Origin of the sequence: Halomonas sp. SCS19 (assembly GCF_040147015.1) — a bacterium.
In the GTDB taxonomy this organism is placed as follows: Bacteria; Pseudomonadota; Gammaproteobacteria; order Pseudomonadales; family Halomonadaceae; genus Halomonas; species Halomonas litopenaei.
Window position 1 is genome coordinate 1294998 of record NZ_JAMSHN010000001.1, and the last position, 19743, is coordinate 1314740.

Annotated in this window: 17 protein-coding genes and 1 pseudogene; 17 read left to right on the plus strand and 1 reads right to left on the minus strand. The window is 65.7% G+C overall.

Features of this window, described 5'->3' with window-relative positions:
- The first annotated feature begins 31 nt into the window (after positions 1-31).
- From queA to NFH97_RS05465, 13 genes are all read left to right on the plus strand, one after another.
- Complete coding sequence (queA, locus tag NFH97_RS05405; protein ID WP_108131254.1) at positions 32-1060, plus strand: tRNA preQ1(34) S-adenosylmethionine ribosyltransferase-isomerase QueA; 1029 nt, start codon at positions 32-34, stop codon at positions 1058-1060.
- Between the two features lie 105 nt (positions 1061-1165).
- Positions 1166-2284: a tRNA guanosine(34) transglycosylase Tgt gene (tgt, locus tag NFH97_RS05410; RefSeq protein ID WP_441319075.1), complete on the plus strand. Its 1119-nt coding sequence runs from the start codon at positions 1166-1168 to the stop codon at positions 2282-2284.
- 66 nt (positions 2285-2350) lie between these two features.
- Positions 2351-2689 (plus strand): preprotein translocase subunit YajC, encoded by a 339-nt coding sequence (gene yajC / locus NFH97_RS05415; protein WP_045992761.1) that lies wholly within the window; start codon positions 2351-2353, stop codon positions 2687-2689.
- 185 nt (positions 2690-2874) lie between these two features.
- Entirely contained in the window at positions 2875-4725 is a 1851-nt protein-coding gene (secD, locus tag NFH97_RS05420) for a protein translocase subunit SecD (protein WP_108131253.1), read from the plus strand.
- Between the two features lie 34 nt (positions 4726-4759).
- Positions 4760-5683, plus strand: a complete 924-nt coding sequence (secF, locus tag NFH97_RS05425) for a protein translocase subunit SecF (RefSeq protein WP_045992759.1) — start codon at positions 4760-4762, stop codon at positions 5681-5683.
- Positions 5684-5928: 245 nt separating this feature from the next.
- Complete coding sequence (locus NFH97_RS05430; RefSeq protein ID WP_213228205.1) at positions 5929-6984, plus strand: CNNM domain-containing protein; 1056 nt, start codon at positions 5929-5931, stop codon at positions 6982-6984.
- A gap of 118 nt (positions 6985-7102) precedes the next feature.
- Complete coding sequence (locus NFH97_RS05435; protein ID WP_349624526.1) at positions 7103-7948, plus strand: ABC transporter substrate-binding protein; 846 nt, start codon at positions 7103-7105, stop codon at positions 7946-7948.
- A 262-nt stretch (positions 7949-8210) separates the two neighbouring features.
- The gene (locus tag NFH97_RS05440) at positions 8211-9320 is read left to right on the plus strand and encodes a hypothetical protein (RefSeq protein WP_349624527.1); all 1110 of its coding nucleotides are present in this window, start codon (positions 8211-8213) and stop codon (positions 9318-9320) included.
- Positions 9310-10935, plus strand: a complete 1626-nt coding sequence (locus NFH97_RS05445) for an AMP-binding protein (RefSeq protein ID WP_349624528.1) — start codon at positions 9310-9312, stop codon at positions 10933-10935. The genes NFH97_RS05440 and NFH97_RS05445 overlap by 11 nt, the downstream gene beginning before the upstream one ends.
- On the plus strand, positions 10932-11450 hold the full coding sequence (locus NFH97_RS05450; RefSeq protein WP_045992755.1) for a TRAP transporter small permease subunit: 519 nt from the start codon (positions 10932-10934) through the stop codon (positions 11448-11450). The genes NFH97_RS05445 and NFH97_RS05450 overlap by 4 nt, the downstream gene beginning before the upstream one ends.
- Positions 11447-12718: a TRAP transporter large permease gene (locus NFH97_RS05455; RefSeq protein WP_349624529.1), complete on the plus strand. Its 1272-nt coding sequence runs from the start codon at positions 11447-11449 to the stop codon at positions 12716-12718. Before NFH97_RS05450 ends, NFH97_RS05455 begins: the two co-directional genes overlap by 4 nt.
- 74 nt (positions 12719-12792) lie before the next feature.
- Complete coding sequence (locus tag NFH97_RS05460) at positions 12793-13839, plus strand: TRAP transporter substrate-binding protein (protein WP_349624530.1); 1047 nt, start codon at positions 12793-12795, stop codon at positions 13837-13839.
- Between the two features lie 75 nt (positions 13840-13914).
- Positions 13915-14574, plus strand: a complete 660-nt coding sequence (locus NFH97_RS05465; RefSeq protein WP_349624531.1) for a GntR family transcriptional regulator — start codon at positions 13915-13917, stop codon at positions 14572-14574.
- Between the two features lie 121 nt (positions 14575-14695).
- Here NFH97_RS05465 and NFH97_RS05470 read toward each other — a convergent pair whose 3' ends face one another.
- Positions 14696-15520, minus strand: a complete 825-nt coding sequence (locus NFH97_RS05470) for an inositol monophosphatase family protein (RefSeq protein ID WP_045992751.1) — start codon at positions 15518-15520, stop codon at positions 14696-14698.
- Between the two features lie 243 nt (positions 15521-15763).
- Between NFH97_RS05470 and trmJ the strand changes: the two genes are divergently transcribed.
- The 4 genes and pseudogenes from trmJ to NFH97_RS05490 all read left to right on the plus strand — a co-directional run bounded on the left by trmJ (position 15764) and on the right by NFH97_RS05490 (position 19624).
- The gene (gene trmJ, locus NFH97_RS05475; RefSeq protein ID WP_349624532.1) at positions 15764-16606 is read left to right on the plus strand and encodes a tRNA (cytosine(32)/uridine(32)-2'-O)-methyltransferase TrmJ; all 843 of its coding nucleotides are present in this window, start codon (positions 15764-15766) and stop codon (positions 16604-16606) included.
- Between the two features lie 191 nt (positions 16607-16797).
- Positions 16798-17595 (plus strand): annotated as a pseudogene (cysE, locus tag NFH97_RS05480) (serine O-acetyltransferase); the annotation flags it as partial.
- 356 nt (positions 17596-17951) lie between these two features.
- Entirely contained in the window at positions 17952-18422 is a 471-nt protein-coding gene (locus tag NFH97_RS05485; protein ID WP_045992750.1) for an Rrf2 family transcriptional regulator, read from the plus strand.
- 41 nt (positions 18423-18463) lie between these two features.
- A complete protein-coding gene (locus NFH97_RS05490; protein ID WP_222515675.1) occupies positions 18464-19624 on the plus strand; it encodes an aminotransferase class V-fold PLP-dependent enzyme in 1161 nt (386 codons plus the stop codon).
- Positions 19625-19743: the final 119 nt, after the last annotated feature.

Here is a 19743-nt window from a genome sequence, read left to right on the forward strand (position 1 = left end):
CTTCATCCCGCCTGACGACTTGCGAATTCCCATGCAGCGCGCCGACTTTCATTTCGAGCTCCCCGAAGAGCTGATCGCCCGTTACCCGTCCGACGTTCGCAGCGACTGCCGCCTGCTGTGTGTCGACGGCGCCAGCGGACACCTCGACCACCGCCGCTTTCCCGACCTCGAGCAATTGCTCGAGCCCGGCGACCTGCTGGTGTTCAACGACACCCGCGTGATCCCCGCCCGTCTGCACGGCCACAAGGCCAGCGGCGGCAAGGTGGAAATGCTGCTCGAACGGCCGCTGGACGCCCATCGGGGGCTGGTCCATCTGCGTTCGAGCAAGTCGCCCAAGCCCGGCACCGAGCTTCACTTCGAGGGCGGCATCCAGGCGGTGGTCGAAGGCCGCCGCGACGCCCTGTTCGAGCTGCGCTTTCTCGGCGATACGCCGATGATCGCGCTGCTGGAGCGCCACGGCCATATGCCACTGCCGCCGTACATCACCCGCGACGACGAGCTGTCCGACCGCGAGCGCTACCAGACCGTCTACGCCCGCCGCGACGGGGCGGTGGCCGCGCCGACCGCCGGGCTGCACTTCGACGAGCCGCTGCTCGAGCGGCTGGCCGAGCGGGGCGTCGAGTCCGCCTACGTGACCCTGCACGTGGGCGCCGGTACCTTCCAGCCGGTGCGCGTCGACAATATCCACGAGCACCACATGCACAGCGAATGGATCGAGGTGGGTGACCAGGCCTGTGCCCAGGTGCGCGCGGCCAAGGCTCGCGGCAACAAGGTCATCGCCGTCGGCACCACCAGCGTGCGCTGCCTGGAGACGGCCAGCCAGTCGGGCGAGATCGCGCCCTTCTCCGGCGACACCGACATCTTTATCTACCCGGGCTACGAGTGGCGCTGCGTGGACGCCCTGATCACCAACTTCCATCTGCCGGAATCGACCCTGCTGATGCTGGTGTCTTCCTTCTCCGGCTACGACACCGTGATGAAGGCTTACCGCGAGGCGGTAAAGGAACGCTACGCCTTCTTCAGCTACGGCGACGCCATGCTGCTGACGCCGGCACGCTGACCCTATTTGCCAGGCGGTGGCTGCTCGGCCGAGCGGTCCACCGTCGTCAGGCTCGAATCAACGCCCCCAAGGGGCACGGAGAGACCCATGCGCGAGCAATGCTTCATGCGCTTCGACAAGCTGGCCGAGGACGGCCGGGCCCGCCGAGGTCGCATCACCTTTCCCCGCGGCACCATCGAGACCCCGACCTTCATGCCGGTGGGCACCTACGGCACGGTCAAGGGCATGACCCCGGCCTCGGTGGAAGAGATCGGCGCCGAGATCATCCTCGGCAACACCTTTCACCTGTGGCTGCGCCCCGGTACCGAGGTCATCGAGGCCCACGGCGACCTGCACGACTTCGCCCAGTGGCACAAGCCGATCCTCACCGACTCCGGCGGCTTCCAGGTGTTCTCGCTGGGCGAGACGCGCAAGATCACCGAGCAGGGCGTGCACTTCCGCTCGCCGGTGGACGGCTCCAAGGTGTTCATGGGACCGGAAGAGTCGATGGCGGTGCAGCGCTCGCTGGGCTCCGACATCGTCATGATCTTCGACGAGTGCACCCCTTACCCCGCGACCCACGACGAGGCGCGCCGTTCGATGGAGATGTCGCTGCGCTGGGCCCAGCGCTCCCGCGATGCCCACGGCGACTCACCGTCGGCGCTGTTCGGCATTATCCAGGGCGGCATGTACCCGGATCTGCGTGAGGCTTCGCTCAAGGGCCTCGGCGACATCGGCTTCGACGGCTACGCCATCGGCGGGCTGTCGGTGGGCGAGCCCAAGGAAGAGATGATCAAGGTGCTCGACTACCTGCCCGAGTGGATGCCGGCGGACAAGCCGCGCTATCTGATGGGCGTCGGCAAGCCCGAGGATCTGGTCGAAGGGGTACGCCGCGGGGTCGACATGTTCGACTGTGTGATGCCCACCCGCAACGCCCGCAACGGCCACCTGTTCACCGCCGAGGGCACGGTCAAGATCCGCAACGCCAAGCATCGTCACGACACCCGCCCGCTGGAAGATGACTGCGACTGCTACACCTGTCAGAACTTCTCGCGGGGCTATCTGCACCACCTGGACCGCTGCGGCGAGATGCTCGGATCGATGCTCAACACGATCCATAATCTGCGTCACTATCAGCGTGTCATGGCCGGTTTGCGCGGTGCTATCGAAGCGGGTACATTGGCTGACTTCGTGGAAGGGTTCTATGCCAGGCGTGGCCTGCCGGTTCCCCCCGCCCCGAATTGATGACCCGGTCGGCAGCCGCCGGCCGTCTGACTCCCTTTTCCCCACGACTTCAGGAGACCGTCGTACATGTTGGACTTCTTCATCTCCCCGGCCCTGGCCCAGGATGCTGGCGCTGCCGCCGGTGGTGGTATCGCCCAGATCGTGATGCTGGTCGGCTTCGTGCTGATCTTCTACTTCCTGCTGTGGCGTCCCCAGGCCAAGCGCGCCAAGCAGCACAAGCAGCTGATCGCTGGCCTGTCCAAGGGTGACGAGATCGTCATCGGCGGTGGTCTGATGGGCCGCATCACCCGGGTCAGCGACGACAGCGAGTTCCTCGCCATGGAAATCAGCGAAGGCACCGAAGTCAGCGTGCAGAAGAACGCCGTGGCCGCCGTGCTGCCCAAGGGCACTATCAAGTCCATCTGATTGGTGTCATTCCCCTTCGGCCCTGTGCGCCGAAGGGGGCCCCATGCTGACGCGGGGGGAGCCGATCGGTCGGCTGTCGCGCGTTGGCGAGGCAGCCGCACCCTTCGCTTTGGAAAGTCCCCGGAGCACCTCTCGAGCGCCCCCGGCTTTCCCTTATTTGTCAGCAACCTGAGGGCAGAGCCCCGATGCTCAATCGTTACCCTTTATGGAAGTACCTGCTGATCCTGGTGGTACTTCTTGTCGGCCTGGTCTACTCCCTTCCCAATCTGTTTCCCGAAGACCCAGCGGTCCAGATCAGCAGTGATCGTGGCGAGCTGAGTTTCAGCCAGTCCCAGCAGCAGAGCCTGGAACAGGCCCTGGCCGAGGCGGACATCGACGTCAAGACGGTGGAACAGGAGCCCAACAGCCTGCTGATCCGGCTGAACGACGCCGAGGACCAGATTCCCGCCCGTGACCTGATCGCCCAGCAGCTCGGCGATGACTATGTGGTCGCGCTGAACCTGGCAGAGTCCACCCCCGAGTGGCTGTCTTCGCTGGCGGCCTCGCCCATGACCCTTGGTCTGGACCTGCGTGGCGGCGTGCACTTCCTTTTGGAAGTGGACATGGAAGCGGCGGTCAACCAGCGTCTCGAGGTCAACGCCAGCGCCATGCGCGAGACCCTGCGTGAAGAGCGCATCCGCTACCGCAACACCGAGATCGACGGCCGCACCATCTCGCTGGACTTCATGAACGCCGAGGACCGCGACGCCGCCGAGACGCTGATTCGCCGCGAGTTCCCCGACTTCCAGTACCAGGACGTCGAGCGTGAACGCGGCGCCAGCCTGGCGATGACCCTGACCGACGCGTCCGTGGACGAGATCCAGGACTACGCGATCAACCAGAACCTGACCACCCTGCGCAACCGCGTCAACGAGCTCGGCGTGGCCGAACCGCTGGTACAGCGTCAGGGCCCGGATCGCATCGTGGTCGAGCTGCCCGGCGTGCAGGACACCGCCGCCGCCAAGCGTATCGTCGGCGCCACCGCCAACCTGGAGTTCCGCCTGGAGGCGCGCACCGACACCCCGTCCAACGAGACCGAGGCGCTGTCCTTCCGCAACGAGCCCGGACGCACCGCCGACCTGATGCGCGACGTCATCATCACCGGCGACAGCGTGTCCAGCGCCAGCCGCGGCTTCGACGAGAACGGTCGCCCCCAGGTCAACATCAACCTGGACGGCACCGGCGGCACCCTGATGAACCGCGCCACTCGCACCAACATCGGTCGCAACATGGCGGTGGTGTTCATCGAGCACAAGACCCGTGATCGAACGGTGATGGAGGACGGTGAGCAGGTGACCGTGCGTGATCCCTACACCGAACGCGGCATCATCAGCCTGGCCACCATCCAGAGCGCGCTGGGCAACAGCTTCCGCATCACCGGGCTGGAATCGCCCACCGAAGCCGGCGAGCTGGCACTGCTGCTGCGCTCCGGTTCACTGGCGGCACCGATCTACTTCGCCCAAGAACGCACCATCGGCCCGAGCCTCGGCGCCGACAATATCGAGCGCGGCATGCTCTCGGTACAGATCGGTCTGCTGCTGGTCGTGCTGTTCATGTTGATCCGCTACAAGGTGTTCGGCGTCATCGCCAACATCGCCCTGGCGTTGAACCTGACCCTGCTGGTCGCCGCCATGTCGATGCTCGGCGCCACCCTGACGCTGCCCGGTATCGCCGGTATCGTGTTGACGCTGGGCATGGCGGTCGACGCCAACGTGCTGATCTTCGAGCGTATTCGTGAGGAGCTGCGCACAGGACTGTCGGTGCAGCAGGCGATCCACGCCGGCTACGAGCGCGCCTTCAGCTCCATCGTCGACGCCAACATCACCACCCTGCTGGTGGCATTGATCCTGTTCTCCATCGGTACCGGCCCGGTCAAGGGCTTCGCCGTCACCCTGTCGCTGGGCATCCTGACCTCGATGTTCACCGCCCTGCTGGTGACCCGTGCCATGGTCAATCTGATCTACGGCGGCAAGCCGGTGAAGAAGCTATGGATCTAAGCCCATGTCCACTTGCACACAACGGGGAGAGGGTATGAAACGCCTCACCAACCTGAATCTCGACTTCATGGGCCAGCGCAAGATCGCCTTTGCCATATCGGCGATCCTGATCCTGGTCTCACTGGTGTCGCTGGTGGTGCAGGGCCTGGCCCTGGGCCTCGACTTCACCGGCGGCACCCTGGTCGAAGTCCGCTACGCCACCGCCCCGGCGCTGGACAGCGTGCGCGGCGCCCTCGAGGGAGCCGGCTTCAATGACATCTCGGTACAGACCTTCGGCGCCGCCAATGAGGTGCTGATTCGTCTGCAGCAGACCTTCGAGGCCAACGTCGGCGACCAGGTCGTGGGCCTGCTGGCCCAGGGCGGCGCCCAGGTGGACCTGGTGCGTGCCGAATTCGTCGGTGCCCAGGTCGGCGGTCAACTGCGTGACCAGAGCGGTCTCGGCATGCTCGTCGCCCTCGGCGTGGTCATGCTCTACGTGGCCTTCCGCTTCCAGTACAAGTTCGCCATCGGCGCACTGCTGGCACTGGTCCATGACGTGATCATCGTGGTCGGCGCCTTCTCGCTGTTCCAGATGGAGTTCGACCTGACGGTGCTGGCCGCCGTGCTGGCGGTGATCGGCTACTCGCTCAACGACACCATCGTGGTCTATGACCGTATCCGCGAGAATATCCGCAAGTCGCGTATCGACGACATGCCGGCGATCTTCAACGAGGCGATCAACCAGACCCTGTCCCGCACCCTGGCGACCTCCGGCACCACCCTGCTGGTACTGCTGGCGCTGGCCTGGCTCGGTGGCGACATGATCCACAACTTCTCGGTGGCCCTGCTGATCGGTATCGGCGTGGGTACCTTCTCGTCGATCTACGTGGCGGCGGCCCTGCTGATCAAGCTCAAGCTTCAGCGCCGCGACCTGATCCCGGAGAAGAAGGAAGACGCCGAGGAAGAGCAGCTGCCCTGATATCACCGCAACTGCCCCTCGAGGCCCCGTCGTGGATCATCCGCGGCGGGGCCTCTTGCTTTCCGAGGTCGGTGCACGATCACGGCGAGCCGGCACCGCTGTCGGCGGCCTCTCAGTTCACTTCGAAAACCATGCCGCAACGCGAGATAGGTCGTTTCCTTCCAGAAAATGCCCGCCGTCACTTGCCCTGGCCAGCGCCCCCTTTCATGCTTGTCATCCACCCCATTAAAACGTGACGAGGCCGCATGTTCCTGCTGATCGCCTTTGCCGTACTGTCCATCGGCGCCTCCTTCCTGTGTTCGGTACTGGAAGCGGCCATCCTGTCGCTGACACCGAGCTATATCGCCCAGGTCCAGGAGACCAACGAGCCGCTGCACAAGAAGCTGAACGCCCTCAAGCGGGATATCGATCGCCCGCTGGCGGCTATCCTGACGCTCAACACCATCGCCCACACCGTTGGCGCCACCGGCGTCGGCGCCCAGGTCGCGGTGGTCTTCGGCGAGGCCTGGCTGGGCGTCGCCTCGGCGGTGATGACGCTGGCCATCCTGATCCTCTCGGAGATCATTCCCAAGACCATCGGCGCCACCTTCTGGCGCCAGCTGTCGCCTTGGCTACCGCCTATCCTCAATACCCTGATCCTGATTCTCAAGCCGTTCATCTGGATGTCCGAGCAGATCACCCAGCGCATCGGCGGCAATGCCGCCGACACCGATATGCGTGGCGAGATCAAGGCGCTGGCACGCATCGGCCTGGACGAGAAGGCACTGGACCAGGACGAAGCCAGAACCATCACCAACATCCTCAACCTGCACGAGATCAAGATCAGCAAGGTGATGACGCCAAGAACCGTGTGCGTCACGGTGCGCCCATCGATGACCGTGGCCCAGTTCGAACAGGAACTGGTGCGCTCGCCGTTCACCCGCTTTCCGGTGATGGACGGCGGCGAGCAGGCCATCGGCTATGTGCACAAGGCCGACGCCTACCAGGCGGATGAATCCGTGGACATGAAGGAGATCATGCAGGACGCCCCCTCGGTACAGGCCGACGACAGCGTCGAGCACGTCTTCACCATGATGCTCAGGGATCGTCAGCATCTGGCGGTGGTCTATGACGATCACGGCACCTGGGTGGGCCTGATCACCATGGAGGACGTGATCGAGACGGTGCTCGGCCAGGATATCGTCGACGAGACCGACAACGTCACCAATATGCGCAAGTACGCCAAGCAGCGCTGGACCCAGCGTCGACAAGGCAGGTCAGCCAAGACAGACTCCGGCGACCCGGCCAGCCAGGGTTCCTGAACCCCGGCGCCAGGGAGCGTTCGCCAGTACGCAACGCAACGTAGCACGGCGACGCTCCCCCTTTGCCCGAGCATTTGCGATAACATCTCCATTGAAAATGATTATCAATGGAGAAAGCATGTACAAGCCTCTCGCCATCGCCGCCCTGCTCAGCGTCACTGCCCAGGCCTGGGCGCAACCGGTGCCGGAAAGGGTCGTCGCCCTCGACTACGCGGCCCTGGACATCCTCGACAACCTGGCGCAGCGCGAGCGTATCGCAGGTGTCGCCCAGGCAACGCTTCCCGACTATCTGTCCGACTATGCCGACGACGCCTTCACCGACGTGGGCACCCTCAAGGTCGCCGACATGGAAGCCCTTGAGTCGCTATCACCCGATGCCATCCTGATCAGCGGGCGCCTGGAAGCCGAACGCGCAAACCTGGAAGCTCTTGCCCCGGTCTACGCCGTGGCGACCGAGGGCGAGGACGCCTGGGACCAGCTCGAACATCGGGTCGACGATCTGGCTGCGCTGTTCGATGCAAAGCAAGCGGGTGAGCAGGCGCTTGCGGACCTGCGCCAGGCGCTCGATCAGCAGTTGGCCGAGATCAACGGGACGCCGAAGGTACTGGTGGTCGTCCACAACGACGGAAAGCTTATCGTCCAGCACAACGCCGTCGTGCATGACCTGATGGGACTGGCCTCGCCCGAACTTCCCGAGAACGTCGAGAGCGTGACGCGTGGTGAGCGTACCTTCACGCCGCTGACGCCGGCGCAGATCGCCGCCACCCAGCCCGACCTGGTGTGGGTGGTGGACCGCAGCGCCGCCATCGGCCAGACGCCTCTCGATGTCGAGGCGCTGACGCAGGCCGTCGGTGACGATCTGGCGATCGCCGTCGGCTCGCCGCGACTCTGGTATCTGGCCGGCCAGGGCCTGGACAGCACCCGCCTCCAGGTCGAAGAGGTGTTGGCCGCGCTGGCGCCCTGACCACGGTCACACCGAACTCACTGCACCAACAACGAATGACGCCCCCGCGGCCAGGCCGCGGGGGCGTCGTCGTTGGCGGGGCCAGAGCCGCACCGGCTCTCCACAGCGGCCATCCGATGCCCCCGTCCAACCGCCATGAATCGCCCCCTCCAGCGGCCTAACAGCCGCTACCTCCTGGGAGGTATGGCGCACCAGGGCATGCCATCTAGCCTTAAATGGCATACCAGACAACCCACCAGGCATGCCGAAGGCGACGTACACCATGACCTCTCATCTGCTTCAGGACATCGCCCCCCAGACTCCGCTGTCGGATCCGCTCTCCCCGGCCGCAGCACAGAGTGCCGTGATCGAGCTTGAAGGGACTCGCCTGGTCGCCGTTACCACCCTACCGGAGCGTGCCAGAGGCGCCATCGGCAAGCGGGAAACCGCGACCTTTCGCCAGGCCATCGCCACGGCCAGCGAACATCGCCTGCCGCTGATGATGCTGATCGACTCCGCCGGTGCCAAGGTCGACGAAGGCGTGGCGGTACAGGGCGACTTGCGTGCCTTGATAGGAGACCTGCTGGTCGGACGCCAGCGCATCCCCGGGGTCCTGGCGGTGCTGGGGCACAATACCTTCGGCGGTGCCAGCCTGGTGGCCATGTGCGCCGACCAGCGTCTCTACACGCCAGCCAACCGTCTGGCGATGAGCGGGCCTCGCCTGCTGTATGCCCGCAATCTCCACCAGCACCGAGTGGACGCCGTCATCTCGGCGGCGTCCCGACTCAGGCGCGATCCCGCCGGCCATGCCACGAGCGGGACACCGACAGCGCTGCGCGACGACATCGCCAGGTGGCTCGCCTCGTCGCGCCGAATCGACCTCAATGGCGGTTCCGCTACTGAATCCGTCGCCACCTTGCCGTCAGCTCGGGTAAGCCGGTCGCAGCAGGAGCAGCACGCTTGGGTCACCTGCCACGGAAGCGCCCCGCCGGATCACCAGGATCTCGCAGACCTTGCTCAGGCAATCCAGCGCCTCCCCGCTGGGCTTTCGCTGATACTGCGCTGCCAGTGGAGCTGCCACAGCCTGAGGGCCATCGATGAAGCCAGGCTACAAAGCCTGGCGCTGGTGCGCCTGGCCAGCTCCATCGAGTACCGAGTGCGCTCGGGTGCCGCCGTTGAGCTGGTGATCGATGGTGAACTCTCGGGTGGCATCTATCTCGCCCTCGCCGCCTGCGCAAGCCAGGTGAGACTCACCGCCAGAGGACGCGTTCGCAGCCTGCCCTCACGGGTGGCCGCGCTGATCACGCCTAGAGGCGATCATCCACAAGCCAGCGCCGAACACCTCCACGCGCTTGGCATCATCGACACCCTGGAGGCCTGGGATGAACACTGAGGCCAGCTGCCGCAACGTCTTTCGGATGTTTCAGGATGTCGCCGAGCGGGTGGGGCATGGACCCCTGCTGACCACAGCGCCATTCAACAGGGCCTCCAGCGGGGCTTCCAACAGAGCCACCAGCGGGGCTTCCAACAGAGCCTCCAGCGAGCCTTCCACCACCCTGTCCTACGCCGACGCCATGGCCCAGAGTGCCCGCCTGGCCCGCGCCCTGACAGCGCTCGGTGTCAGGCCGGGGGATCGCGTCGCCGCCCAGGTCGACAAGTCCCCGCAAGCCTTGCTGCTGTACCTGGCGGTGTTGCGTCAGGGCGCCATCCATCTGCCACTCAATACCGCCTATACCGCCACCGAGATCGCCTATTTTCTGAGTGACGCCGCGCCGGTGCTCTATGTCGCTTCCTGCGCGTGCATGGCCGCCAACGAAGAAGCCTTGAACCGCCACCCCGGTATCCAGCGGCTCACCCTGGAGGCGGACGGCTCGGGCAGTTTGATGACACTCGCGTCGGAGCAGGCCGAGCGCCACCGAGTCCAGCCTCGTCGAGGCGACGACGTGGCCCTGATTCTCTACACCTCCGGCACCACCGGCAGCCCCAAGGGGGCGATGCTCACCCACGCCAATCTGGCCAGCAATGCCAGGGCGCTGACCCGACTCTGGGAGTTCGGCTCAAGCGACGTGCTGATCCACGCCCTGCCGCTGTTTCATGCCCACGGCCTGGTCATCGCCACCCACTGCGTGCTGCTGTCCGGCAGTCGCATGCACCTGCTGCCGCGCTTCGATGCCGATACCGTGGTTCACCTGCTGCCCGAAGCCACGGTGATGATGGGCGTCCCTACCTACTACAGCCGGCTGCTGGAGCACCCTGACCTCAGCGCCGCGGCCACCTCGGGGATGCGTCTTTTCGTCTCGGGCTCCGCGCCCCTGAGCGAGGCCACCGCCAGACGCTTTCACGCCTTGACCGGGCACACCATCCTGGAGCGCTACGGCATGACCGAGGCCACCATCATCAGCTCCAACCCGGTGGTTGGCGAACGTCGCCTCGGCTCGGTGGGCCTCCCCATCGAGGGCGTCAGCCTCAGGATCACCGATGACCACGACACCCCGCTCGCCAGCGGCAACGTCGGACACCTCCAGATCAAAGGCCCTGCCGTGATGAAGGGCTACTGGCGGCAGCCACAGAAGACCCGCCAGGAGTTCACCCCTGACGGCTGGTTTCGCACCGGCGACAACGGCCGTATCGATGAGGATGGCTACCTGACCATCGTTGGTCGCAGCAAGGATGTGATCATCAGCGGGGGGTACAACGTCTACCCGGGCGAGGTCGAAGCGCTGCTCGACGCCATGGAGGAGGTCAGTGAATCCGCGGTGATCGGGCTGCCCCACGCCGACTTCGGCGAAGCGGTGACCGCCGTGGTGGTGGCGGCCGCTGGCGCCACCCTGGACGAAGATGCCATTCGCCGCCGTCTGCGCGATGTACTGGCCGCCTACAAGGTTCCCAAGCGGGTACTGGTCGCCGACGACCTGCCACGCAACACCATGGGCAAGGTGATCAAGGCCGAGCTCAGGGACAACCATCGAACCCTCTACCTTGGCCGCTCGGCTGAAGGTGCCTCATGAATCCCTTCCTCCGGCTGTGCCGCACCCTGGGCGATGCCGGCTTTTTCGCCGCCCTGCTGATCATGGTGTTCCTGGTCGCTTCGATCATCTGGGAGGTCATCAGTCGATACCTGCTGGGGGCTCCCACCGTCTGGGTCACCGAGGTCTCGGGCTATCTGGTCTCCGGCATCCTGTTCATGGCCATCGCCCGGGTCTATCGGGAAGGCGGTCATGCCCGCATGTCGCTGCTGGAGGGACGGCTGTCGATCGCCGCCCAGAACCGTCTGGGGCTGGTCGTCGACGGCTGCACCCTGGTGTTCGCGGCCTTCGCCTTCTGGGCCACCCTGGAACTCGCTCTCCTGTCCTATCAGCTCAACTGGCGGTCCTCGACCACCCTGGCGGTACCGCTGTATCTGCCCCAGTCGCTGATGCCGGCGGGCTCCGCGATCTTTGTGCTGGAACTGATCGCCCAGATCCACCAGAAGCTGGCGCACTTCAAGGCGCCCGCCACCGACGAGGACGGACCCACGCCATGATGATTCTCAGCGTCGCCCTGAGTCTGGCCATCCTGTTGATCCTTGGCGTCCCCGTGGCCTTCGCCCTGGGGCTCGCCGCCCTGGTGGGCATCATCTACCAGGGTGGCCTGGCCGCCAGCCTGGCCATGTCCGACATCATCTGGGGCACCACCTCGGAGTTCGTGCTGGTGGCCATACCGCTGTTCGTGCTGATGAGCGAGATCGTCAACGTTTCCGGGGTGGGCCGCGACCTGTTCGAAAGCGTCGACAAGTGGCTGGGACGCCTGCCCGGCGGCATCGCTATCAGTGCCATCGTCGCCGGCGCGATCTTCGGTGCGGTCAGCGGCACCGCCGTCGGCGTCGCGGCAGTCATCGGCAGCGTCGCCATCCCGGAGATGCTCAAGCGCCACTACAGTCCCGAAATGGCCACCGGCACCGTCGCCGCCAGTTCGGGGCTCGGCATGATCATTCCTCCGAGCCTGCCGCTGATCATGTATGGCGTGGTCACCGAAACCTCGATCGCCGAGCTGTTTTCCCACGCCATTGTGCCGGGGCTGGTGATCACCGCGCTGTTCGCCTCTTACGTCTGCGTCGTCCAGGGCCTGTCAGGCAAACGGGCGCCGACGATCGGTTTTGCCGCCGATCTGGGCTGGATCAGGTCACTGCTCCAGGCCGGCCCGGTCATCGCCCTGATCGTGGTGGTCATCGGCAGCATCTATCACGGTATCGCCACCCCTACCGAAGCGGCCGCCATTGGCGTCGGCGGCGCACTGATCATTGCCCTCGGGCGCAGGGGCCTGACGCGAAAGAGCCTGACCACGGCGCTGATCAAGGCCACCCGCACCAGTTGCATGCTGCTCGCCATCCTGGCCTCGGCGATGCTGTTCAGCTATGCGCTGAGCAACGCCCAGCTACCCCAGCAGCTTGCCAGAGTGGTGGTGGAGGCCGAACTCGGCGCCTGGACCTTCTTCCTGCTGGTCATGCTGATGCTGTTCGTTCTCGGCACCCTGCTCGATGCCATCTCGTTGGTCATCATCGCCGTGCCCATCGTCTTTCCTGCGATCCTCGCCTACGGCTTCGACCCCGTCTGGTTTGGCGTGGTGGTGATGGTCAACATGTGCTTCGCGGTGATCACCCCCCCCATCGGCCTGTGCCTCTACGTGGTCAGGGACTGCGTCGAGGGCATCCGGATCAGTCAGGTGGTGCGCGGCGCCCTGCCGTTCATCGCCCTCTACGTCGTATCCATCGTCATCCTGTGCGCATTTCCCGAACTGGTCACCGGTCGCTGACCCAGTGATGTCCCGCCCCTTGCGACCGAGCTTACGTCCGAGCTCCGCCGGACCTTCCTCAAGAGGACAACAAGATGAAATACTCCCTCTCCCGCCGTCGCTTCATTGCATCCGCGTCCGCCACCCCGTCCCCTACCCTGGCCATCGCCCTGACGACGGCCCTGGTCGCCGGACTGCTCACCACGACGACGACCCAGGCCGCGGAAACCCTGCGTCTGGGCCACTACTTTCCCGCCGAGGACTTCCGCGGGCGTACCACCCAGTACCTGGCCGACCAGCTCGACCCGACACTGCTCGAAATCGATGTCTTCCCCTCGGAATCCCTGGTCAAGGGACGCGACGGTCTGATGGGCACGGCACGCGGCACCGTAGATCTGTACAGCCTGTTCGGCGGCTACGTGGTGGGTACCGTGGGCATGATGAAGATCTTCACCGTGCCGTTTCCGCCCGACTCCCTGAACGACGCCGACGTGCTGGCCTTCGCCAACGACCCGCGCGTGCTCGAACCGCTGGGCGAAGCCTTTGCCGCCTCCCAGGTCAAGCTGCTGGGGTTCATCAACTCCTCCGGGCAGACCACGCTGTTCCTGGCCGAGTCGATCGACGGTCTGGACCAACTCGAAGGTCGCAAGATCCGTGGCGTGGGCGGCTACACCGACCCGGCGCTCGAAGACCTTGGCGCCACCGTGGTGTTCATGAGTGCCGCCGAGCAGTTTCTGCAGCTTCAGACCGGCGGCGTCGATGGTGTGATCACCACCGATTCCTCCTACGTCAATCTCGGGCTCTCCGAGGTCGCCCCAGTAGTGCTTGCGAGCTCGATGGTGCGCACGCCCTATCCGCTCATCATGAACCTGCGCAAGTACAATGGACTGAGCCAGGACGCTCGCGACGAACTCCATCGGGCGGTCGAGGCCACCATCGAGTGGTCGAGCGCCAACTTCACCGAGGAGTCCGAACGTCTTCGCCAGGCGGTCGATGAACAGGCCGAGACGGTGTACACCTTCAGCGAGGAGGATCTGGCGCTTGCCGACAGCCTTCGCGACAAGTACCTGTCGGCGTATATCGAGGAGTTCGGCGAGTCCGCCGGTGCGCTGGTGGAGGTCTACCGCAGCTATCTCCAGTAATCTCGACGGCGGCATCCGGCAAGACGACGTCCGGGTGCCGCCCTCCGTCCACGTGTCTACTGCAGGGACCGCTCGATGGCATCGCCCACCAGGACTACCGAACACATTCGCCAGCAGCTTGAGGATCGCATCCTGCGGGGCAGCTATCCGCCGGGACACCGGCTGAACGAGCGCGACCTGGCCGCCGAGTTCGCGGTCTCTCGTACTCCCGTCCGCGAGGTCATTCGGATGCTCACCTCCGAGGGCCTGGTCGAACACCGTGCCAACCAGGGTGCCTTCGTCCGGCGCAATTCGCTCAAGGATATTCTCGACATGTTCGAGATGCTGGCGCTGCTGGAGTCCTCCGCCGCCAGGCTCGCCGCGCGCCAGAGTACCGCCGATGACATTCCCCCATTGCTGCAGGCGGCCCAGAAAACCATCGACACCGCGGCAATCACCGCCGAACGTTACACCAGCGCCAACAGGGCCTTCCACGAAGCGATCTATCGCCTGGCCGCCAACGAGGCCCTAGCCGGCCAGATCACCGACATCCGACGCAAGATCGAGCCCTATCGCGGGCACATCCACCGCATCGCCGGCATGCGCAGCATGTCGGCCGAGGAGCATCTCGAAATCGTCTCGGCCATCGCCGACAAGCGTGAGGGAGCGGCGGCGGATGTGATGTTTCACCACCTGGACATGCAGCGAGCGGAGTTTTCCGGCTTCGTGTTCTCGCTGACCAAGGCGCTGGCCTAGCCCGCGCCATGGCGGCGACCAACGGCCGGCACCACAGACGACAACGCCCCCGCGGCCAGGCCGCGGGGGCGTTGCTGTGACGGCGTCACGATTACCGCTCGCTCGCGCGAGCGGTGCCGAATCAGTCCTCTTCGGGCTGACTGGGCGCGGTATGCACGTGGGGCGCAAGCTGCTTGATCAACGCCTTGAACAGGCGCGGGTTGGCGGCCATCAGGGCGCCTTCGATACGCACCGAGGGCTGGCCATCCGGGGTGCCGATCAGGGCACCGGACTCCTTGAGCAGCAGCGAACCGATGTCCAGGTCCTGCTCCTCGACTCCCAGCACGAAGGCGGCGTCGGCACGACCGGCGGCCAGACGGGCCATGTCGAGCAGGCCACAGGCGCTGGCTTGAAGCTGTTCGGCCTGGGGGCCGAGCTGCTGCACAAGGGTCAGGTAGGTCGGCAGAAAACGCGAGCGCAGGTAGGTATCGGGAAGCCCCAGCGACAGGCGGGCGCCAGCGGCGCTCTTGATCTTGGACACACGCAGACGCTTGCCATTGAGCTGGGCGCCACGGCCACGGCTGGCAAGGTATTCGTCATCGCTGAAGGGGCAGATCACCACCGCGTGCTCCGGACGGCCCTTGATCAGACATACCACGGACAGGGCGAACTCAGGGGACGCCACACTCAGGTTCGAGTAACCGTGGAAGGGTTCGATGCGCCACAGGATATCCGCGCCTTCGCCTTCACCGGCACGGTGGGGCGTGTAGCGACCGACGACCCCGTGCTGGGGATAACCGCGGGTCAGCTGGCGGGTAATCAGGGATTCGGCGTTGCGAGCGGTGTCCTCGAGCAGACGGTCGAGGTTGTGCTCGTCGTGGGCATTCTCGATTCGTTCGCGAATGCGCAGAAACTGTTCGCCGGCGCTGCGGGCAGCGCGCAGGGCGTACTGGACCATCGGATGCATGATCGGGCCTTGGGAGTCGGTGGTGTTAAAGAACGGAGTCGACGTGGGTAACTGACTCGGCGCGAATCCTAGCAGACCACGGGCATGAATGCCACGCACTTCGCCCCAGCGCGCATCTACCCATGCTAGACTGGCGCCCCTGGCGCTGCCGACCGGTCCGCCATCAGCGCCCTTGCATCGGTCATTGAATAGACCACTGCACCAACCACCGCATCAACCCGCCGCGTCGTTACAGGATCTTCCATGCTCGAGCGCATTCGCATCGTTCTCATCGGCACCAGCCACCCCGGCAATATCGGCGCCACCGCCCGCGCCATGCACAATATGGGACTCGCCGATCTGGCCCTGGTCGCACCACGCTGCGAGGTCATCACCGCCGACAGTGTGTCCCGCGCCTCCGGGGCAGATGCCCTGGTCCACGACGCTCGGGTGGTCGACAGCCTCGAGCAGGCGGTCACCGACTGCACCCTGGTGGTGGGAGCCAGCGCGCGCTCGCGCACCTTGCCCTGGCCGATGATCACCCCGCGTGAGCTGGGCGAGCGTCTGCCCGCCGAGCTGGCCACGCCCGAGGCCCGCATCGCGCTGGTCTTCGGCCGCGAGGACAGCGGCCTGTCCAACGCCGAACTGCAACGCTGCCACGCCCACGTCCACATCCCCACCAATCCCGACTTCAGCTCGCTGAACCTGGCCGCGGCGGTGCAGGTGCTGGCCTACGAATGCCGCCTTGCCTGGCTGGCCCAGGCCCAGACCCAGACCCAGAATAAGCCAGGCCCGGCACAGGACGATGAGGAAGAAGCGCAGCCACTGGCCAGCCACGAGGAGCTGGAGCACTATTTCGCTCATCTGGAACGCGCGCTGATCACCATCGGCTTCCACGACCCGGCGAAGCCTCGCCAATTGATGGCCAGGCTGCGCCGAGTGATCCTGCGCTCGCGCCCCGAACGCATGGAGCTCAACATCCTGCGTGGCATCCTCAGTGCCACCGAGAAGGCCGCAGGCGGCCAGGCGCTGGGCGCCCGCGAAAGCGAGCCGGAATTACAGCAAGAACATGACACGCACCAGGGCCAGAAGCCGGCCCAGGACTAGCCCGAACCGACAACAGAACCAACAGCAGAACCAACAGCAGGATCAGCGCCAGGCCGGCGGCTCTGGAGCGACACGGCGTCCACCTTCGAGCCGCTGAGCTTAACCAGATCACTGACTCGACAGGTGGCAGGCTTGAATGGCCCACCACCAGCCCCCACTATGATTCTCTTGACCGACTCAGGGACCGCCGCATGTTTCAACGCCTACGCGAAGACATCAACAGCGTATTTGCCAGGGATCCGGCGGCGCGCAACTTTCTTGAAGTCCTGACCAACTATCCTGGCCTTCACGCATTGCTGCTGCACCGGATCTCCCACCAGCTGTGGAAGCGCAATCTCAAATGGATCGCGCGTACCCTGTCGACGCTGGGCCGCTGGTTCACCGGCATCGAGATCCACCCCGGTGCCACCATCGGCCGGCGCTTCTTCATCGACCACGGCATGGGCGTGGTGATTGGCGAGACCACCATCGTCGGCGACGATGTCACCCTCTACCAGGGCGTGACCCTGGGCGGCACCAGCTGGAACAAGGGCAAGCGTCACCCGACCCTGGAGGACGGCGTGATCGTCGGTGCCGGCGCCAAGATTCTCGGCCCCTTCACCGTCGGCGCTGGCGCCAAGGTCGGCTCCAACGCGGTGGTCACCAAGGAAGTCCCGGCCGGCGCCACCGTGGTCGGCATCCCCGGCAAGATCGTCCAGCGCCGCGACCCGGACAGCGACCCGGGCCTCGAGGTCGACCCGGCCCGTCGCGAGGCGATGTGCCAGAAATTCGGCTTCGACGCCTACGGCATGAGCCAGGACATGCCCGACCCGGTGGCCAAGTCGATGCAGGCCATGCTCGACCATATGCACGCGGTGGATGAACGCATCAGCGGCATGTGCAAGACCCTGAGGCAACTGGACCACAGCTACCGCGACGGCCAGATGCCGGAAATTCGCGACGAGGACTTCGCCGAGATACTGGAAGACGTCGACCGCGCCTGCGCGCCGGTGATCGGGCGTGACGCCAACGCCGATATCCTGGGCTCCGACACCGCCACCAGCGGCAACGAAAGCGCCAGCGGCAATGAAGACGTCGGGCCAGGCATCTCCGACCAAGGCACCTCCGACCCAGACACCTCCGACCCAGGCACCACCGACAAGGACAGTGCCGGCGGCAGCGAGACGGCCAATGACGCCGAGCACGGGGCCGAGCGGGAAGACGAGGCGACGACGGCACGGCGCCAATAGTTGACCACGACACTCGGTCTTTCCCATAATATCGCTTTGATCCAAGCGTCGTCGGCTACCGACCACGCCCACACTTTCCGGACCGCCGACCCATGTCGGCGTCGAGGGTTCGCCCCATGCGCCTGACCACCAAGGGACGCTACGCTGTCACCGCCATGCTCGACATGGCGGTCAACGCCGACCAGGGCCCGATCTGCCTGGCCGACATCGCTCGGCGTCAGCAGATCTCGCTGTCCTACCTCGAGCAGCTGTTCGCCCGCCTGCGGCGCGCCGGCCTGGTCGACAGCGTGCGCGGGCCAGGCGGTGGCTACCTGCTGGCGGAGCCGGCAGCGTCCATCTCGGTGGCCCGGGTCATCGATGCGGTCAAGGAGTCGGTGGACACCACCCGCTGCGGCGGTCTGTCCGACTGCCAGAAGGGCGACACCTGCCTGACCCATCACCTGTGGTTCGAGCTGTCCGAGCGCATCCAGGACTTCCTCGACGGCGTCACCCTGGGCGAGCTGGCCGAGCGCCAGGAGATCGCCGAGATCGCCGGGCGTCAGCGCCGTCGCCAGCACAACGACGACATTGTGACCTCGGCGCCCTGAGCTAGACTTTCGCCCCTCTGCCCGCCAACGATGACATCGCCATGACTTCACCCGTCTATCTCGACTACGCCGCTACCACCCCGGTCGACCCCCGTGTCGCCGAGGTCATGAGTCGGCACCTGACCCTCGAGGGCACCTTCGCCAACCCGGCGTCGCGCAGCCATATGCCCGGCTGGCTGGCCGAGCAGGCGGTGGAGAACGGCCGGCGCCAGGTCGCCGACCTGATCAAGGCCGACCCGCGAGAGATCGTCTGGACCAGCGGCGCCACCGAGGCGGACAATCTGGCCATTACCGGCTTCCTCAGGGCCAACCGCGACAAGGGCCGCCACCTGGTCACCTCCATCATCGAGCACAAGGCGGTCATCGATACCGCCAAGGCGGCAGAGCGAGAGGGCTTTGACGTCACCTGGCTGACGCCCCAGGCCGACGGAAGCGTCAGCCCTGGCCAGCTGGCCGAGGCCATGCGCCCCGACACCGTGCTGGTATCGCTGATGGCGGTGAACAACGAACTCGGCACCATCAACGACATCCCCGCCCTGGCCGAGGTGGCCCATGACCACGGCGCCATGATCCACGTCGACGCAGCCCAGGCGGTGGGCCGCATCGACCTCGACGTGGGGCGAAGCAAGGTCGACATGATGTCGCTGTCCGGTCACAAGGCCTACGGCCCCAAGGGCATCGGCGCGCTCTATGTGCGGCGTAGCCCCGATCTTCGTCTCGAGGCGCTGATCCATGGCGGCGGCCACGAACGCAGCATGCGTTCCGGCACCCTGGCGACCCACCAGATCGCCGGGATGGGCGAGGCCTTCGCGCTGGCGGCGAACGAAGGCGAGGCCGATCAGGCACGTATCCAGAGCCTGCGGGATCGCCTGGTCGAGGCCATCGCCGATCTCGACGGCGTGCACTGCAACACCCGCCTCGAGGCCTCGGTGCCCAACATCATCAACCTCGGCTTCGAGGGCGTCGACGGCGAGTCGCTGCTGATGGCGCTGCGCGACATCGCCCTGTCGACCGGGTCGGCGTGCAACTCGGCCAGCGTCGAACCGTCCTACGTGCTCCAGGGCATCGGGGTGCCGCGCCGCCTGGCGCTGGCCTCGCTGCGCCTGAGCATCGGACGCTTCACCAGCGAAGACGACATCGACCGCGCAGGCCAGGCCCTGCGCACCGCGCTGATTGGCCTGCGCCAGCGCGCCATGCCGTGAGGCCTGAGCCCCGCGCCATGCCTTGAGACATGCCTTGAGAACATCACCCTTCGACGGGCAGCGCACGACAGAGACAGTTTCGGTGACTGCCGCCCAGGCGGCAGCGCCCGACCCAGGAG

What these genes read in the sequence shown, in the direction of transcription:
- trmJ (WP_349624532.1), top strand. Translation starts at nt 15,764, where the DNA reads ATGCTCGAGCGCATTCGCATCGTTCTCATCGGCACCAGCCACCCCGGC.
- NFH97_RS05470 (WP_045992751.1), bottom strand. Translation starts at nt 15,520, where the DNA reads ATGCATCCGATGGTCCAGTACGCCCTGCGCGCTGCCCGCAGCGCCGGC.
- NFH97_RS05465 (WP_349624531.1), top strand. Translation starts at nt 13,915, where the DNA reads ATGGCATCGCCCACCAGGACTACCGAACACATTCGCCAGCAGCTTGAG.
- NFH97_RS05440 (WP_349624527.1), top strand. Translation starts at nt 8,211, where the DNA reads ATGACCTCTCATCTGCTTCAGGACATCGCCCCCCAGACTCCGCTGTCG.
- secD (WP_108131253.1), top strand. Translation starts at nt 2,875, where the DNA reads ATGCTCAATCGTTACCCTTTATGGAAGTACCTGCTGATCCTGGTGGTA.
- NFH97_RS05490 (WP_222515675.1), top strand. Translation starts at nt 18,464, where the DNA reads ATGACTTCACCCGTCTATCTCGACTACGCCGCTACCACCCCGGTCGAC.
- NFH97_RS05460 (WP_349624530.1), top strand. Translation starts at nt 12,793, where the DNA reads ATGAAATACTCCCTCTCCCGCCGTCGCTTCATTGCATCCGCGTCCGCC.
- queA (WP_108131254.1), top strand. Translation starts at nt 32, where the DNA reads ATGCAGCGCGCCGACTTTCATTTCGAGCTCCCCGAAGAGCTGATCGCC.
- NFH97_RS05485 (WP_045992750.1), top strand. Translation starts at nt 17,952, where the DNA reads ATGCGCCTGACCACCAAGGGACGCTACGCTGTCACCGCCATGCTCGAC.
- secF (WP_045992759.1), top strand. Translation starts at nt 4,760, where the DNA reads ATGAAACGCCTCACCAACCTGAATCTCGACTTCATGGGCCAGCGCAAG.
- NFH97_RS05430 (WP_213228205.1), top strand. Translation starts at nt 5,929, where the DNA reads ATGTTCCTGCTGATCGCCTTTGCCGTACTGTCCATCGGCGCCTCCTTC.
- NFH97_RS05455 (WP_349624529.1), top strand. Translation starts at nt 11,447, where the DNA reads ATGATGATTCTCAGCGTCGCCCTGAGTCTGGCCATCCTGTTGATCCTT.
- tgt (WP_441319075.1), top strand. Translation starts at nt 1,166, where the DNA reads ATGCGCTTCGACAAGCTGGCCGAGGACGGCCGGGCCCGCCGAGGTCGC.
- NFH97_RS05435 (WP_349624526.1), top strand. Translation starts at nt 7,103, where the DNA reads ATGTACAAGCCTCTCGCCATCGCCGCCCTGCTCAGCGTCACTGCCCAG.
- NFH97_RS05450 (WP_045992755.1), top strand. Translation starts at nt 10,932, where the DNA reads ATGAATCCCTTCCTCCGGCTGTGCCGCACCCTGGGCGATGCCGGCTTT.
- yajC (WP_045992761.1), top strand. Translation starts at nt 2,351, where the DNA reads ATGTTGGACTTCTTCATCTCCCCGGCCCTGGCCCAGGATGCTGGCGCT.
- NFH97_RS05445 (WP_349624528.1), top strand. Translation starts at nt 9,310, where the DNA reads ATGAACACTGAGGCCAGCTGCCGCAACGTCTTTCGGATGTTTCAGGAT.